Origin of the sequence: Mesorhizobium sp. B2-2-3 (genome assembly GCF_006442405.1) — a bacterium.
Taxonomy (GTDB): Bacteria; Pseudomonadota; Alphaproteobacteria; order Rhizobiales; family Rhizobiaceae; genus Mesorhizobium.
Genome location: NZ_VFWC01000006.1, coordinates 93,969 through 109,887 on the forward strand (window position 1 = coordinate 93,969; position 15,919 = coordinate 109,887).

General features: G+C 61.7%; 14 protein-coding genes. All 14 read left to right on the forward strand.

Annotated elements, in window-relative coordinates; all coding sequences use genetic code 11:
• Positions 1 to 24: 24 nt before the first annotated feature.
• The 14 genes from FJ951_RS12840 to glpK all read left to right on the forward strand — a co-directional run bounded on the left by FJ951_RS12840 (position 25) and on the right by glpK (position 15,907).
• Positions 25 to 1,437, forward strand: coding sequence for a circularly permuted type 2 ATP-grasp protein (locus tag FJ951_RS12840; RefSeq protein ID WP_181165357.1), 1,413 nt, complete (start codon positions 25 to 27; stop codon positions 1,435 to 1,437).
• 139 nt (positions 1,438 to 1,576) lie between these two features.
• Positions 1,577 to 2,518 (forward strand): alpha-E domain-containing protein, encoded by a 942-nt coding sequence (locus tag FJ951_RS12845; protein ID WP_140498807.1) that lies wholly within the window; start codon positions 1,577 to 1,579, stop codon positions 2,516 to 2,518.
• Positions 2,519 to 2,525: 7 nt separating this feature from the next.
• A complete protein-coding gene (locus tag FJ951_RS12850; protein WP_140515317.1) occupies positions 2,526 to 3,320 on the forward strand; it encodes a transglutaminase family protein in 795 nt (264 codons plus the stop codon).
• A 135-nt stretch (positions 3,321 to 3,455) separates the two neighbouring features.
• A complete protein-coding gene (locus FJ951_RS12855; protein ID WP_140498804.1) occupies positions 3,456 to 4,187 on the forward strand; it encodes a peptidase in 732 nt (243 codons plus the stop codon).
• 98 nt (positions 4,188 to 4,285) lie between these two features.
• Positions 4,286 to 5,695 (forward strand): aspartate aminotransferase family protein, encoded by a 1,410-nt coding sequence (locus FJ951_RS12860; RefSeq protein ID WP_140515318.1) that lies wholly within the window; start codon positions 4,286 to 4,288, stop codon positions 5,693 to 5,695.
• 128 nt (positions 5,696 to 5,823) lie between these two features.
• Positions 5,824 to 6,591, forward strand: a complete 768-nt coding sequence (locus FJ951_RS12865; protein WP_140515319.1) for a DeoR/GlpR family DNA-binding transcription regulator — start codon at positions 5,824 to 5,826, stop codon at positions 6,589 to 6,591.
• Positions 6,592 to 6,715: 124 nt separating this feature from the next.
• Positions 6,716 to 8,242, forward strand: a complete 1,527-nt coding sequence (gene glpD / locus FJ951_RS12870; RefSeq protein ID WP_140515320.1) for a glycerol-3-phosphate dehydrogenase — start codon at positions 6,716 to 6,718, stop codon at positions 8,240 to 8,242.
• 36 nt (positions 8,243 to 8,278) lie between these two features.
• Positions 8,279 to 9,358 (forward strand): ABC transporter ATP-binding protein, encoded by a 1,080-nt coding sequence (locus FJ951_RS12875; protein WP_140515321.1) that lies wholly within the window; start codon positions 8,279 to 8,281, stop codon positions 9,356 to 9,358.
• A gap of 10 nt (positions 9,359 to 9,368) precedes the next feature.
• Positions 9,369 to 10,436 (forward strand): ABC transporter ATP-binding protein, encoded by a 1,068-nt coding sequence (locus FJ951_RS12880; protein ID WP_140498794.1) that lies wholly within the window; start codon positions 9,369 to 9,371, stop codon positions 10,434 to 10,436.
• Positions 10,437 to 11,303, forward strand: a complete 867-nt coding sequence (locus tag FJ951_RS12885) for a sugar ABC transporter permease (RefSeq protein ID WP_140498792.1) — start codon at positions 10,437 to 10,439, stop codon at positions 11,301 to 11,303.
• 1 nt (position 11,304) lies between these two features.
• Positions 11,305 to 12,225 (forward strand): carbohydrate ABC transporter permease, encoded by a 921-nt coding sequence (locus tag FJ951_RS12890; protein ID WP_140515322.1) that lies wholly within the window; start codon positions 11,305 to 11,307, stop codon positions 12,223 to 12,225.
• A gap of 2 nt (positions 12,226 to 12,227) precedes the next feature.
• The gene (locus FJ951_RS12895) at positions 12,228 to 12,515 is read left to right on the forward strand and encodes a DUF2160 domain-containing protein (protein ID WP_140498788.1); all 288 of its coding nucleotides are present in this window, start codon (positions 12,228 to 12,230) and stop codon (positions 12,513 to 12,515) included.
• A gap of 82 nt (positions 12,516 to 12,597) precedes the next feature.
• Positions 12,598 to 14,322 (forward strand): ABC transporter substrate-binding protein, encoded by a 1,725-nt coding sequence (locus FJ951_RS12900; RefSeq protein WP_140498786.1) that lies wholly within the window; start codon positions 12,598 to 12,600, stop codon positions 14,320 to 14,322.
• A 91-nt stretch (positions 14,323 to 14,413) separates the two neighbouring features.
• Positions 14,414 to 15,907 (forward strand): glycerol kinase GlpK, encoded by a 1,494-nt coding sequence (gene glpK / locus FJ951_RS12905; RefSeq protein ID WP_140515323.1) that lies wholly within the window; start codon positions 14,414 to 14,416, stop codon positions 15,905 to 15,907.
• Positions 15,908 to 15,919: the final 12 nt, after the last annotated feature.

Sequence of the window (15,919 nt, forward strand, 5' to 3'; positions counted from 1 at the left end):
ATGGCGTCACAGGGGAGTATGCGATTGGCAGCGTTCGATGAAATGCTTCCGGAGGTCTCCGGACTTAGAAGACCATATTCGGCTTACGATCGCTGGCTGAAAGAGCAGGACCCGGCCAGGCTTACCGAGAAAATGCAGGACGCCGAACGCGTCTTCCGCAAAACCGGCATCACCTTCGCCGTCTATGGCGAGCAGGAAGCCTCCGAGCGGCTTATCCCCTTCGACATCGTTCCGCGCATCATTTCTGGCAATGAGTGGCGCCGCCTCACGCAAGGCATCGAGCAGCGCGTGCAGGCACTGAACGCCTTTCTCGACGACATCTATCACCGCCAGGAAATCCTGCGGGCCGGACGCGTTCCCCGCGACCTGATCGCCAGGAACGAAGCCTTCCTGCCCGAGATGATCGGGGTCAGGCCACCCGCCGGCGTCTACACCCACATCATCGGCGTCGACATCGTGCGCATCAGCGAAAACGAGTTCTACGTGCTGGAGGACAATGCGCGCACCCCATCGGGCGTTTCCTACATGCTGGAAAATCGCGAGACGATGATGCAGCTCTTCCCCGAGTTGTTCCAACAAATCAAGGTGCGGCCGGTGGAGAACTATCCGCAGCTTTTGCGCCAGTCGCTGGCGGCGGTGCGGCCGCAGAACGCCAAGGGCACGCCGACCATCGCCGTGCTGACGCCCGGCAGCTACAACTCCGCCTATTTCGAACATGCCTTCCTGGCCGATCAGATGGGGGTACAACTGGTCGAGGGGCAGGATTTGCGCGTGGTGGACGGTCATGTCGCGATGCGCACGACCGAAGGCTACAAGCAGATCGACGTGCTCTATCGCCGGGTGGACGATGCCTTCCTCGATCCGCTGACTTTCCGGCCGGACTCCGCGCTCGGCGTGCCTGGCATCATGGATGTCTACCGGGCCGGCAACATTACGATCGCCAATGCGCCGGGAACCGGTATCGCCGACGACAAGGCGATCTATTCCTACATGCCCGAGATCGTCGAATTCTACACCGGCCGCAAGGCGATCCTCGGCAATATTCCGACCTGGCGCTGTTCGGAGCCGGACAGCCTGAAATATGTACTCGAACACATCGATGAGCTGGTGATCAAGGAAGTGCACGGTTCAGGCGGCTATGGCATGCTGGTCGGACCGGCGGCGACCAAGAACGAATGCCAGGATTTCGCCAAGAAGCTGCAGGCCAAGCCGTCCAATTACATCGCCCAGCCGACGTTGGCGCTCTCGACCTGTCCGATCCTGACCGAAAAGGGCCTGTCGCCGCGCCATGTCGATCTGAGACCCTATGTGCTGGTCTCCGACCGCATCCAGATCGTGCCGGGCGGGCTCACGCGCGTCGCGCTTAAGGAGGGCTCTCTGGTGGTCAATTCCTCGCAAGGCGGCGGCACGAAGGATACCTGGGTGCTGGATGATTGAGATGAGTAGTCAGTAGGCAGTAGGCAGTAGGCAGTAGTTGGTATCAGAGGGGACAGAACAATGCCGTATCCAATCGAAACTCGAACATTCCCTACTCGCTACTCACTATTCCCTACTCACTAGCCCGAAGGGCCACTCCATGCTTCTCGGCCGCACCGCCAACGGGCTCTACTGGATGAACCGCTATATCGAGCGGGCGGAAAACATGGCGCGTCTGGTCGATGCGGGCCTGCGCATGGCGCTGACGCGCACGCAGAGCGCGTCGGAAGAGTGGAATTCGGTGCTGCTCAGCGCCGGCTCCGACGTCGCCTACACGCAGAAGTATCAGGACTATACGGCGGCCGATGTAGCCGACTTCCTGTTGCGCGACACGTCGAACCCGTCGAGCACGATGTCGTCGATCGAGACGGCACGCAACAATGCCCGCATGGTGCGTACCGCGCTGACGCGGGAGACCTGGGAAAGCATCAACGAGGCCTGGATGGCGCTGAAGCGCATGCTGGCAAGGCCGATCGACGAGCGTGACCTGCCAAACGTGCTCGATGCGATCAAGCGCGAAACGGCGCTGATCCGCGGCTCGTTCTACGGCACCATGCTGCGCAACGAGATCTTCGATTTTTCGCAGCTCGGCACCTATGTCGAGCGCGCCGACAATACGGCGCGCATCCTCGACGTGAAGTACTACGTGCTCTTGCCGTCGATCTCCTGGGTCGGCTCGACGCTCGACAATTACCAGTGGGAATCGATCCTGCGCTCGGTATCGGCGCACCGCTCCTACCGCTGGGTCTACGACGCCGACTACAAGCCGACCAACATCGCCGACTATCTGATCCTCAATGTGCGCATGCCGCGATCGCTGACCTTCTGCTATCGCTTCCTGGCCGAGCACCTGAAGTTCCTCGGCGACGACTATGGCGGGCGCCATCCCTGCCATGCGACGGCGGAAAAGACCCAGGCCATGCTGCAGGCAGGCTCGATCAAGGATATTTTCGACGCCGGCCTGCATGAATTCCTTGCCGGCTTCATTCGCGACAACACCAGGCTCGGCGACGAGATCGCGCAGGATTACAGGTTCTATTGAGGAGGCCATGCGGCTCAAGATCACCCATCGGACCGAATACCGTTACGACGCACCGGTGCAGTACCTGCTGCAGCGGCTGCGGCTGCTTCCGGTGAGCGGGCGCACGCAGACCGTGCTGTCCTGGGCCCTGAAGGTAGAAGGCGCGCGCGAGGAAGTGCGATTTGCCGACCACTACGGCAATGACACCCGATTGTTGAGCGTCGAGGGCGAGCGTGATTTCATTACGGTCGAGGCGTCAGGCGAGGTGGTGACGCGCGATACATCGGGGGTTTGTGGGCCGCATCAGGGGTTCGCGCCGCTCTGGCTGTTCGCACAGGAGACGCCTTTGACCATGATCGGCGATGGCATTCGCGCACTCGCCGAGACAGTCGGCAAGGGCACCGATATCGAAAGACTGCACCGTCTGATGACTATCATCTCCGAGCGGGTCGCCTATGCGCCGGGCACCACCAATGCGACGACCCCGGCTGAAGAGGCTCTCGCGCTGAAAACCGGGGTCTGCCAGGATCATAGCCATATCTTTGCCGCCACCGCCCGCGCCATGGGCTTCCCGGCACGCTATGTCAGCGGCTATCTGATGATGGACGCGGCCATCGAGCAGGCGGCAAGCCATGCCTGGGCCGAAGCACATGTTCAGGGCCTCGGCTGGGTTGCCTTCGACCCCTCCAACGGTATCTCTCCTGATGAGCGCTATGTGAGAGTGGCGACGGGGCGCGACTATCGCGATGCGTCGCCGGTTTCGGGGATTTTGCTGGGACAGGCGCAAGAGCGGCTTGCCGTCACCGTCACGGTGGAGCAGTAATCACCCGATGCATGTCGTCCAAAACGCCACCTTGGTTTGGGGTGACGATATGCATGAAAACAAAGACTAAGCGCGTCAAATGGATCCGTTCCGACGCGACGCGGTTTTTAGGGTTCGCTGCCGGAAGAGTAAACCATGACCTATTGCGTCGGCCTCAAGATCGATCGCGGGCTCGTGTTCATGTCGGACACGCGCACCAATGCCGGCATGGACTCGATCTCCACCTTCAAGAAGATGCATGTCTGGGAAGATCCCGGTGAGCGCGTCATCGTGCTGATGTCGGCCGGCAATCTGGCGACGACGCAAGCCGTAATCAGCGTGCTCGACGAGCGCACCAAGGCGGTTGGCGACCGGCACGCGGCAGTGCTCGAAACGCCGTCGATGTACCAGACGGTGCGACTGGTCGGCGAAACCGTCAAGGACGTCATCGCCCATTCCTCGCCCGCCGGCGACAAGGCCGATTCCTACTTCAACGCCTCCTTCATCCTGGGCGGCCAGATAAAGGGCAGCGCCCCGCGCCTGTTCATGATCTATCCCGAGGGCAATTTCATCGAATCGACCGATGACACGCCCTTTTTCCAGATCGGCGAGACCAAATACGGCAAGCCGATCATCATTCGCGCTTATGACCGGTCGATGAGTCTCGCGGAGACCGTGAAGCTGCTTCTGGTATCGTTCGATTCCACGCTGAAGTCGAACCTGTCGGTCGGGCTGCCGCTGGATCTGCTTTTCCTGGAAAAGGATGCCTTCCAGGTCGGGTTGAAGAAACGGATCGGTCATGACGACCCGTACTACCGCACGATCTCCGAGGGATGGTCGAGCGCCTTGAAGACGGCGTTTGCCAGTCTGCCGGATTTTCCGGGATAAGGACGCGCCGGATTTCTCCGGTGGTTGCAAATGTTTAACAGTCGTTTTTGAAAACCGGGCGAAGGGCGCCGGTGAAGCGATCATGTCGGGAGGACAGGATGAACAGTGACGATTTCCGGCAATGGTCGCGGCGGGCCGCCGACTGGGGCGCCGACTATCGTGAAACGCTGCGCCAGCGCCCGGTGCGGCCGCGGGTCGAGCCCGGCGACATATTCAGGAGCATAGAAGCGTCGCCGCCCGAAGACGCGGAGCCGATGGACAGGATCTTCGCCGATTTCGAGGAGAAGATCCTGCCGGGCATGACGCATTGGCAGCATCCCCGCTTCTTCGCCTATTTTCCGGCGAACGCGGCACCAGTTTCTGTGGTGGCTGAGTATCTGGTCTCTGCGATGGCCGCGCAGTGCATGCTGTGGCAGACGTCGCCGGCGGCGACGGAGCTCGAAACGAGGATTGTCGATTGGATGCGCCAGGCGCTCGGCCTGCCGGAAGGTTTTTCCGGCGTCATCCAGGATTCTGCCTCCTCGGCGACGCTGGCGGCGGTGCTGACGATGCGCGAACGCGCGCTCGACTGGCAAGGCAACAAAAGGGGCCTGACGGGGCAGGCGCGGTTGCGCATCTATTCGTCGGATCAGGTGCATACTTCGATCGACCGGGCGATCTGGGTGGCCGGCATCGGTGAGGACAATCTCGTGCGCATTCCGGTCGCCGGCCGCTTTCGCGCCATGGACATAGCGGCCCTCGAGGCGGCGATCGTCGCCGACAAGAAGGCAGGCTTGCTGCCCGCGGGTATCATCGCCTGCGTCGGTGGCACCAGCACCGGTGGCACTGACGATATCGCCAGCGTCGCCGCGATCGCCAAACGCCACGGGGTCTATCTTCACGTGGATGCCGCCTGGGCGGGATCGGCGATGATCTGCCCGGAATACCGGCATTTCTGGGCCGGTGTGGAGCAGGCGGATTCTATCGTCTTCAACCCGCATAAATGGCTGGGCGCGCAGTTCGACTGCTCGATCCAGTTCCTGCGCGACCCCGAAAGCCATGTCAGGACGCTCGCCATCAAGCCGGATTATCTGAAGACGCACGGTCATGACGGCATCATCAACTATTCCGAATGGTCGGTGCCGCTCGGCCGCCGCTTCCGCGCGCTGAAACTGTGGTTCTTGCTGCGTGCCTATGGACTGGAAGGCCTGCGCACGATGATCCGCAACCACGTCGCCTGGAGCGAAGGCCTGGCAGCGCGCCTGGCCGACGAGCCGGATTTCGAGATCGTCACTGAGCCGATGCTGTCGCTGTTTTCGTTCCGGCACAAGGCGGAGGGAGCCGATGCCGACGAGCACAATCTCCGGCTTGTCAATGCGATCAATGATGACGGACGCATCTACCTGACACAGACCAGGGTGAACGGGCGCGTCGCCATCCGCTTCCAGGTCGGCCAGTTCGAGGCGACCGCGGCGGATGTCGATTCGGCTTTTGCCGCCATCACCGAAATCGCGCGCGGACTAACCTGAACCGGCTGAGTCGGGACTGCGACCAAGTTTGCCTTTGCTATCATGTGGTTTCCATTAGCCGGCTTACGCCTTTTCATTGCTTTCGTTTTCGTCTATGATCAAGAAAAACGAAAGCAGAAGGTCTTCAGATGTATCTGTCGCCGCGCCATGCCGAAATCGTCCAAATGGCCAAGGATCATGGCCGCGTCCTGGTCGACGATCTGGCCACCCACTTCAACGTCACGCCGCAGACCATCCGCAAGGACCTCAACGATCTTTGCGACCAGCGGTTGCTGTCGCGCATCCATGGCGGCGCCTTGTTTCCTTCCGGCATCGAGAACATGGAATACGAAGCCAGGCGCAAGATCGCCGCCGAGGAGAAGGAGGCGATCGGCAGCGCGGCCGCCAGGCTGATCCCGGACAACGCCTCGTTGTTCATCAACATCGGCACCACGACGGAGTCGGTCAGCAAGGCGCTGCTGGATCACAGCGGGCTCATGGTCATCACCAATAACATCAACGTTGCTAATAGGATGCGCATCTATCCTTCGATCGAGGTGGTGATCGCGGGCGGGGTGGTTCGCGGCTCGGATGGCGGCGTCGTCGGCGAGGCGGCGGTGGATTTCATCAGGCAGTTCAAAGTCGACTACGCCGTCATCGGCGCCTCGGCAATCGACCATGACGGCGCCTTGCTCGATTTCGATTTCCGCGAGGTCAAGGTCGCGCAAGCCATTATCGCCAATGCCAGGCACGTCATCCTGGTGTCCGACCGGACCAAATTCGAGCGCACGGCGCCGGTTCGCATCGGCCATCTGTCGCAGGTCAACACCTTCATCACCGACCGCTGCGATATCCCCTCGGTGCGCAAGATCTGCCAGGAGGCCGAGGTTCAACTGATCGAAACCTCGCTCGATTGAGGACGTTGCAGCGCTTTCACGAGCTTGTGATATTTCGTTTGACATTCGTTATGAGTTCGAAATAATTCCGCCACGGTTTCGCAAAAGAGCCAAATGGTGCAATGCGAAATCGCTGGAGGAATTGGTGGACGCATCTTCGATCCGTGACATTTTCGTCATAGGCGGTGGCATCAATGGCTGCGGCATTGCCCGTGATGCCGCCGGCCGCGGGTTTTCGGTATTTCTGGCCGAGATGGACGATCTCGCCAGCGGAACCTCCTCAGGCTCGACCAAGCTGATCCATGGTGGCCTGCGTTATCTCGAATTCTACGAATTCCGCCTGGTGCGCGAAGCGCTGATGGAACGGGAGGTACTGTGGAAGAACGCGCCGCACATCATCTGGCCGATGCGCTTCGTGCTGCCCTATGCCAAGGGCCTGCGTCCGGCCTGGCTGATCAGGCTCGGCCTTTTCCTTTACGATCATATTGGCGGGCGCAAATTGCTGCCGGCGACCAGAACCCTGGACATGGCCACCGACCCTGCCGGCAAGCCATTGAAACCATTGTTCAAGAAGGCCTTCGAATATTCCGACGGCTGGGTCAACGATGCGCGGCTGGTGACGCTGAACGCGCGTGACGCCGCCGACCGGGGCGCGACCATCCGCACCCGCACCAAGGTGGTCGGGGCGCGCCGCGAAGGCGGGCTGTGGACGATCAGGATCGAAAATCTGCGGACCGGCGAGACCGAAGAGGTCAAGGCGCGGCTGCTGGTCAATGCCGCCGGCCCCTGGGTCGATCATGTGCTTTCCGGCGTCGTCGGCCTCAACGATGTGCACAATGTCCGCCTCGTGCAGGGCAGTCACATCGTCATCGCGAAGAAATTCGACGATCCACGCGCCTATTTCTTCCAGAACAAGGATGGCCGCATCATCTTCGCCATTCCTTACGAGGACGAGTTCACGCTGATCGGCACCACCGACCAGGACTATCCCGGCGATCCGCACGACGTGAAGATCAGCGACACCGAGATCGACTATCTGTGCGCGGCGGCAAGCGAGTACTTCGCCCAACCCGTCAAGCGCTCGGATATCGTCTGCACCTATTCGGCCGTGCGTCCGCTTTATGATGATGGCGCTTCGAAGGCGCAGGAGGCGACACGCGACTATGTGCTGAAGGCCGATGGCGGCGAGGGCACAGCCCCGATCGTCAACACGTTCGGCGGCAAGATCACCACTTATCGCCGGCTGTCGGAATCTATGCTGGAGAAGATCGAAGGCTTTCTCGGCAGGCGCGGCAAGCCGTGGACGGCAAATGCGCCGCTGCCGGGCGGCGATTTCGCGGCGACCGGTTTTGATGCGCAAGTGGCGAGGCTGAAGAGCGCCTATCCCTTTCTCGACCAGCGTTTGGCACGCCGGCTCACGCGGCTCTACGGCACGCGCGCGCAGATGTTGCTTGGCCTTGCCAAATCGAATGCCGACCTCGGCCGCAATTTCGGCGCCGACCTTTACGAGGTCGAGGTGCGCTACCTCGTCGAGAACGAATGGGCCGTCACATCGCAAGATGTGCTGTGGCGTCGGACCAAGCGCGGCCTGCATTTCAGCCGCGAGCAGACGGCGGCGTTGGATGAATTCATGCGCGGCATAAGCCGCCGCCACGTCGCGGCCGCGGAATGAAGGGCTGCTGATGCACACGGCCTGGGAGGAGGCATCATGCTGGAACTGAGGAACGTCACCAAGACGGTCGGCGCGGTGGAGCATATCCGCGACGTGTCGCTGACGCTCCAGCATGGCTCGCTGAACGTGCTGCTCGGGCCGACGCTGTCCGGCAAGACCAGCCTGATGCGGCTGATGGCCGGCCTCGACGCGCCGACTTCCGGCTCGGTCTGGTTCGACGGCAAGGACGTCACCGGCCAGCCTGTTCAAAAGCGCAAGATCGCCATGGTCTACCAGCAGTTCATCAACTACCCCGCGATGAGCGTCTACGAAAACATCGCTTCGCCACTGCGGGTGGCGGGAGTCGAGAAGGCCAAGATCGACAGCCAGGTACGTGAAGCCGCTGCCCTGCTCAAGCTGACGCCCTATCTCGACCGCACGCCGCTCAGCCTGTCCGGTGGCCAGCAACAGCGCACCGCACTGGCGCGCGCCATCGTCAAGAATGCAAGCCTGGTGCTGCTCGACGAGCCGCTCGCCAATCTCGACTACAAGCTGCGCGAGGAACTGCGCGCCGAACTGCCGAGGATTTTCGCCGCCGCCGGCACCATCTTCGTCTATGCCACGACCGAACCGCACGAGGCGCTGCTGCTCGGCGGCAATACGGCGACGCTGTCGCAAGGCCGCATCACCCAGTTCGGCCCGACCATCGAGGTGTTCCGCAAACCGGTCGACCTGGTGACGGCCAGGACCTTCGCCGATCCGCCGCTCAACACGATCGTGCTGGCCAAGAACGGACCCGATTTCCTGCTGGAGGGCGGCGTCAAGCTGCCGGTGCCGCCGGAACTTGTCGGCATTGCCGACGGCAATTACACGATCGGCTTCCAGCCGCACCATCTGTCGCTCGAGCGGCCGGATGCGAGTGCCGTGCCGGTGCGGGCAAAGGTCACCATCACCGAGATCACCGGCTCGGAAAGTTTCATCCATCTTGATTTCGCCGACGCGCGCTGGGTGATGCTGACCCATGGCATCCGCGATTTCGAGACCGACGAAGTGGTCGAAGTGTTCATCGACCCGCGTCACATCATGGTTTTCGACCAACACGGCGTCGCCGTGGCCGCGGCAAAGCTGGCGGCCTGAGGAGAAAACGATGGCGCGCATCGACGTCAACCATGTCAGGCACTCATATCTGCCGAACCCGCGTACCGATGCGGATTTCGCACTGCGGGAGGTGCACCACACTTTCGAGGACGGTGGCGCCTATGCGCTGCTAGGCCCATCCGGCTGCGGCAAGACCACGCTGCTCAACATCATTTCCGGCCTGCTCCACCCCTCGCACGGCCAATTGCTGTTCAACGGCAGGGATGTCACGAGACTGTCGACGCAGGAGCGCAACATCGCGCAGGTGTTCCAGTTCCCTGTCATCTACGACACGATGACCGTCTACGACAACCTGGCTTTCCCGCTGCGCAACCGCGGCGTTCCGGAGGCCGACGTCGACCGCAAGGTGCGCGAGACGCTCGACATGATCGACCTGGCAGACTGGGCCAGGAAGAAGGCGAGGGGCCTGACCGCCGACCAGAAGCAGAAGATCTCGCTCGGCCGCGGACTGGTGCGCTCGGATGTCAATGCGATCCTGTTCGACGAGCCGCTGACCGTCATCGACCCGCACATGAAGTGGGTGCTGCGCTCGCAGTTGAAGCAGCTTCACCGCCGCTTCGGCTACACCATGGTCTATGTTACGCATGACCAGACAGAGGCGCTGACCTTCGCCGACCAGGTGGTGGTCATGTATGATGGCGGCATCGTGCAGATCGGCACGCCGGCCGAGCTGTTCGAGCGGCCGCGCCACACCTTCGTCGGCTACTTCATCGGCTCGCCCGGCATGAACGTCATGCCGGTAGCGATCGATGGCAAGACAGCGACGCTTGGTTCCCAGCGCATCCAGTTGCCAGGCGCGCCGAAGGCCGGAAGCGGCGTCGTCGAACTCGGCATCCGTCCTGAATATGTCAGGCTCGGCCGCGATGGCATGGCCGTCCACGTCAGCAAGGTCGAGGATGTGGGCCGCCACAAGGTCGTGCGCGCCAGTCTGGAAGGCCGCGAGATCGCGGCCGTCATCGGCGAGGACGAAACCGTTCCCGCCGATCCAAAAGTGCGGTTCGACCCAGCCGGCATCAACATCTATGCCGATTCCTGGCGTGTCGAGATGGGGGCGTAAATGGAAAAGCCCTGGAACAACAAGGCCTGGTTCCTCGTGCTGCCGATGCTCGTGCTGGTGGCGTTCTCGGCCGTTATCCCGCTGATGACCGTCGTCAACTACTCGGTACAGGACACGTTCGGCAATAACGTCTTCTTCTGGGCGGGGACCGAATGGTTCGAAGAGTTGCTGCATTCCGATCGCTTCTGGGAAGCCATGGTGCGCAACCTGATCTTCTCCTTCATCATCCTGGCGATCGAAGTGCCGCTCGGCATCTTCATTGCCCTCAACATGCCCAAAAAGGGCTGGGGCGTGCCGGTCTGCCTGGTGCTGATGGCGCTGCCGCTCTTGATCCCGTGGAATGTCGTCGGCACGATCTGGCAGGTGTTCGGCCGCAACGATATCGGCCTGCTCGGCTACTACGTCAACGCGCTCGGCATCGACTACAATTACGTGCAGGATCCGTTCGACGCCTGGGTCACCGTCATCATCATGGACGTCTGGCACTGGACCAGCCTCGTCGTGCTGCTCTGCTATGCCGGCCTGGTCTCGATCCCCGACGCCTTCTACCAGGCGGCCAAGATCGATGGCGCCTCGCGCTGGGCGGTGTTCCGCTACATCCAGTTGCCGAAGATGAAGCGCGTGCTTCTGATCGCGGTGCTGCTGCGTTTCATGGACAGTTTCATGATCTACACCGAGCCCTTCGTCGTCACCGGCGGCGGTCCGGGCAATTCGACGACCTTCCTGTCGATCGACCTCGTCAAGACCGCGCTCGGACAGTTCGACCTCGGTCCGGCGGCGGCGATGTCGCTGGTCTACTTCCTGATCATCCTGTTGTTGTCGTGGGTGTTCTACACCGTGATGACCAACTACGACGCGGAACGCTGATATGGCCGGCGCCAACGAACGTACCGAGCGCAACCTGGTGAACGGGACCGCCGCTTCGGAAAGACTCGCCAGTTCGCTGTCGCAGAGCGAGCTGGACAGGCGCATGCGCCGCCGTGGCGAGGAATCGCGCTGGTGGTGGATCGTGCCGACGCTCTACATCATCGTCCTGCTGCTGCCGATCTACTGGCTCATCAATATGAGCTTCAAGACCAATGCGGAGATCGTCAATTCGCTGACGCTCTATCCGCATGCGCCGACGCTGCGCAACTACACCATCATCTTCACCGATGCGTCGTGGTATTCGGGCTACATCAATTCGATGACATATGTGGTGATGAACATGGTGATCTCGGTCGCCGTGGCGCTGCCGGCGGCTTACGCCTTCTCACGCTACCGCTTCCTCGGGGACAAGCATCTGTTCTTCTGGTTGTTGACCAACCGCATGGCACCGCCGGCGGTGTTCGCGCTGCCGTTCTTCCAGCTTTATTCGGCATTCGGCCTCATCGATACGCATATCGCGGTGGCGCTGGCGCACTGCCTGTTCAACGTGCCGCTGGCGGTGTGGATCCTTGAGGGCTTCATGTCCGGAGTGCCGAAGGAGATCGACGAAACGGCCTACATAGACGGCTATTCGTTTCCGCGTTTCTTCGTGAAGATATTCATGCCGCTGATCGCCAGCGGCATCGGCGTCGCCTGCTTCTTCTGCTTCATGTTCTCATGGGTGGAACTGCTCATCGCCCGCACGCTGACCACCACCGATGCCAAGCCGATCGCCGCTACCATGACCCGCACCGTGTCGGCGTCGGGAATGGACTGGGGGCTGCTGGCAGCCGCCGGGGTGCTGACGCTGATCCCCGGGGCGCTCGTCATCTGGTTCGTTCGCAACTACATCGCCAAGGGCTTCGCCCTGGGGAGGGTGTGACCATGAACCTCGACTTCTCCTGGATGGCGTGGACCTGGCCGACGGCCGCCTTCTTCGCCGTCATAGCGCTGCTGCTGGTCGGCATGGGTGTCTGGGAATATGCCTCGCCCGGCGGCGATCCGCGCATCGGCGTGCTGCGTTTCAAGACGACGCGCGGCGATCGTCTCTTCGTTTCGCTGCTTGGCAGCGCCTTCATCCATCTCGCTTGGCTGGGTCTTGTCGGACCCAGCCTGTGGTGGGCTCTCGCTCTCTCCGTGGTCTACGCCATCGGCGTCTTCCGCTACGTATAGAGGGGGAAACTGTTGGAGCGGCCGCTTGTTGGCGGCCTCTCCAGATCGCACTTGAAGTCTTTTCAAACGTGGAGGAAACACAATGCGACGGCAATTATTGACATCTACGACCGCCCTTGTCCTCTTGCTCGGCGTGGGCAACGCCTATGCCGGCATGGACGAGGCAAAAGCCTTTCTTGACAAGGAGATAGGCGATCTGTCGACGCTTTCGCGCGCCGATCAGGAAAAGGAAATGCAGTGGTTCGTCGACGCCGCCAAGCCGTTCGCCGGCATGGATATCAAGGTCGTGTCGGAAACGCTGACGACGCATCAATACGAGTCGCAGGTTCTGGCTCCGGCCTTCACCGCCATCACCGGCATCAAGGTCACGCACGACGTCATCCAGGAAGGCGACGTCGTTGAAAAGATCCAGACCCAGATGCAGACTGGCCAGAACCTCTATGACGGCTGGGTCAACGATTCCGACCTGATCGGCACCCACTGGCGTTACCAGCAGGTGCGCAACCTGACCGACTGGATGGCGGGCGAAGGCAAGGATGTCACCAATCCGAACCTCGATGTGAAGGATTTCATCGGCACCTCCTTCACCACCGCTCCGGACAAGAAGCTCTATCAGCTTCCCGACCAGCAGTTCGCCAACCTCTACTGGTTCCGCTACGACTGGTTCAACGACGAGAAGAACAAGGCCGACTTCAAGGCCAAGTACGGCTACGATCTCGGCGTTCCCGTCAATTGGTCGGCCTATGAGGACATTGCCGAGTTCTTCACCGGCCGCGACGTCGATGGCAAGAAGGTCTACGGCCATATGGACTATGGCAAGAAGGACCCGTCGCTCGGCTGGCGCTTCACCGATGCCTGGCTGTCGATGGCCGGCAATGGCGACAAGGGTATCCCGAACGGCCTGCCGGTCGACGAATGGGGCATCAAGGTCAACGAGAAATCGCAGCCGGTCGGCTCCTGCACGGCGCGGGGCGGCGACACCAACGGCCCGGCCGCCGTCTACTCGATCCAGAAATATCTCGATTGGCTGAAGGCCTACGCACCGCAGGAAGCGCAGGGCATGACCTTCTCGGAATCCGGTCCGGTTCCCGCGCAGGGCAATGTCGCCCAGCAGATCTTCTGGTACACGGCGTTCACCGCCGACATGGTCAAGCCCGGCCTGCCCGTCATGAACGACGATGGCACGCCGAAATGGCGCATGGCTCCGTCGCCGCACGGTGTCTACTGGAAGGACGGCATGAAGCTCGGCTACCAGGATGTCGGTTCGTGGACGCTGATGAAGTCGACCCCGACCGACCGTGCCAAGGCCGCCTGGCTCTACGCCCAGTTCGTCACCTCGAAGACGGTGGACGTGAAGAAGAGCCATGTCGGCCTCACCTTTATCCGCGACTCCACCATTCACGACAAGAGCTTTACGGAGCGCGCGCCGAAGCTCGGCGGCCTGATCGAGTTCTATCGCTCGCCGGCCCGCGTGCAATGGTCGCCGACCGGCACCAACGTGCCGGACTATCCGAAGCTGGCACAGCTGTGGTGGCAGGCGATCGGCGATGCCTCGTCGGGCGCAAAGAGTGCGCAGGAAGCGATGGATTCGCTTTGCGCCGAGCAGGAGAAGGTCATGGGCCGCATCGAGAGGTCCGGCGTCCAGGGCGATATCGGGCCGAAGCTCGCCGAGGAACATGATCTCGCCTACTGGAATGCCGACGCGGTCAAGGCCGGCAATCTCGCTCCTCAGCTCAAGATCGAGAACGAGAAGGAGAAGCCCCAGACCATCAACTATGACGAGCTGGTCAAGAGCTGGCAGAAGTAGGATTGACCTATGCGGGCGTTCGCGCCCGTAAAATTCAGGGAGGCGGCACGTTGCCGTCTCCCTTCTTTGTGTCGTGACGGAGGAAGTGCGAATGAATGGCTTTGTCCTGGCAATCGACCAAGGCACCACGTCGAGCCGGTCGATTCTGTTCGACGGCGACATGAAAGTCGTCGGCAGCAGCCAGCAAGAATTCACCCAGCACTATCCTGCTTCCGGCTGGGTCGAGCATGACCCGGAAGATATCTGGGCCAGCGTCGTGGCGACCGTGAAGGGCGCATTGAAGAATGCCGGGCGGGAGGCATCGGACGTCGCCGCGCTCGGCATCACCAACCAGCGCGAGACCGTCGTTATCTGGGACAGGACGACCGGCAAGCCGATCCACAACGCCATCGTCTGGCAGGACCGGCGCACCGCGCCGCTATGCCGGAAGCTGAAGAAGCAGGGATTGGAAAAGACCTTCACCAGGAAGACCGGCCTGCTGCTCGATCCGTATTTCTCCGGCACGAAGATAGCCTGGATGCTGGACAAGGTGAAAGGCGCCAGGAGACGCGCCGAGAAAGGCGAATTGCTGGCCGGCACCATCGACAGTTTCCTGATCTGGCGCCTGACCGGCGGCAGGGTGCATGCCACCGACGCCACAAACGCCTCCCGCACGCTAGTCTACAACATCGAGAAGAATGCCTGGGACGACGAGCTGCTGGCCATCCTGAACATTCCGGCAAGGATGCTCCCCGAGGTGAAGGACTGCGCCGATGATTTTGGAATCACGCAGAAAAATCTCTTTGGCGCCGAGATAAGGATCCTCGGCGTTGCCGGCGATCAGCATGCCGCGACCATCGGCCAGGCCTGTTTCGAGCCCGGCATGATGAAATCGACCTACGGCACCGGCTGTTTCGCGCTGCTCAACACCGGTGCCGATCTGGTGCGCTCGAAGAACCGGCTGTTGACCACGATTGCCTATCGGCTGAACGGCAAGACCACCTATGCGCTGGAAGGATCGATCTTCATCGCCGGCGCCGCCGTGCAGTGGTTGCGCGACGGCATCAAGGTGATCGGCAAGGCCGAACAGAGCGGCAAGCTGGCGGCCGAGGCCGATCCGACCCAGGACGTGTATCTGGTGCCGGCCTTTGTCGGGCTCGGCGCGCCCCACTGGGATGCCGAGGCGCGGGGCGCGATCTTTGGCCTGACCCGCAATTCGGGGCCGGCGGAGTTTGCCCGCGCCGCGCTCGAATCCGTGGCCTACCAGACGCGCGACCTGCTCGATGCCATGCGCAAGGATTGGAAAGGTACGGCGGCCAAGACGGTGCTTCGGGTCGACGGCGGCATGGTGGCATCCGACTGGACCATGCAACGGCTGGCCGACATTCTCGACGCGCCGGTCGACCGTCCGACCATTCTGGAGACGACCGCGCTCGGTGCCGCCTGGCTCGCCGGCTCGAAGGCGGGCGTGTGGCCGAAGGCGCGGGAATTCGCCAAGACATGGGCGCTCGACCGGCGCTTCAGACCGGACATGGAACCATCGGTACGCTCGGCCAAGCTGGCGGGGTGGCGCGATGCTGTTCGCAGGACGCTGAGCGTGTCATAATCAACAGCCAGA

Excerpts from the sequence above, each read along its gene's own strand:
- FJ951_RS12845 (WP_140498807.1), top strand. The coding sequence starts at position 1,577 with ATGCTTCTCGGCCGCACCGCCAACGGGCTCTACTGGATGAACCGCTAT.
- FJ951_RS12850 (WP_140515317.1), top strand. The coding sequence starts at position 2,526 with ATGCGGCTCAAGATCACCCATCGGACCGAATACCGTTACGACGCACCG.
- FJ951_RS12855 (WP_140498804.1), top strand. The coding sequence starts at position 3,456 with ATGACCTATTGCGTCGGCCTCAAGATCGATCGCGGGCTCGTGTTCATG.
- FJ951_RS12860 (WP_140515318.1), top strand. The coding sequence starts at position 4,286 with ATGAACAGTGACGATTTCCGGCAATGGTCGCGGCGGGCCGCCGACTGG.
- FJ951_RS12865 (WP_140515319.1), top strand. The coding sequence starts at position 5,824 with ATGTATCTGTCGCCGCGCCATGCCGAAATCGTCCAAATGGCCAAGGAT.
- FJ951_RS12875 (WP_140515321.1), top strand. The coding sequence starts at position 8,279 with ATGCTGGAACTGAGGAACGTCACCAAGACGGTCGGCGCGGTGGAGCAT.
- FJ951_RS12880 (WP_140498794.1), top strand. The coding sequence starts at position 9,369 with ATGGCGCGCATCGACGTCAACCATGTCAGGCACTCATATCTGCCGAAC.
- FJ951_RS12885 (WP_140498792.1), top strand. The coding sequence starts at position 10,437 with ATGGAAAAGCCCTGGAACAACAAGGCCTGGTTCCTCGTGCTGCCGATG.
- FJ951_RS12890 (WP_140515322.1), top strand. The coding sequence starts at position 11,305 with ATGGCCGGCGCCAACGAACGTACCGAGCGCAACCTGGTGAACGGGACC.
- FJ951_RS12895 (WP_140498788.1), top strand. The coding sequence starts at position 12,228 with ATGAACCTCGACTTCTCCTGGATGGCGTGGACCTGGCCGACGGCCGCC.
- FJ951_RS12900 (WP_140498786.1), top strand. The coding sequence starts at position 12,598 with ATGCGACGGCAATTATTGACATCTACGACCGCCCTTGTCCTCTTGCTC.
- glpK (WP_140515323.1), top strand. The coding sequence starts at position 14,414 with ATGAATGGCTTTGTCCTGGCAATCGACCAAGGCACCACGTCGAGCCGG.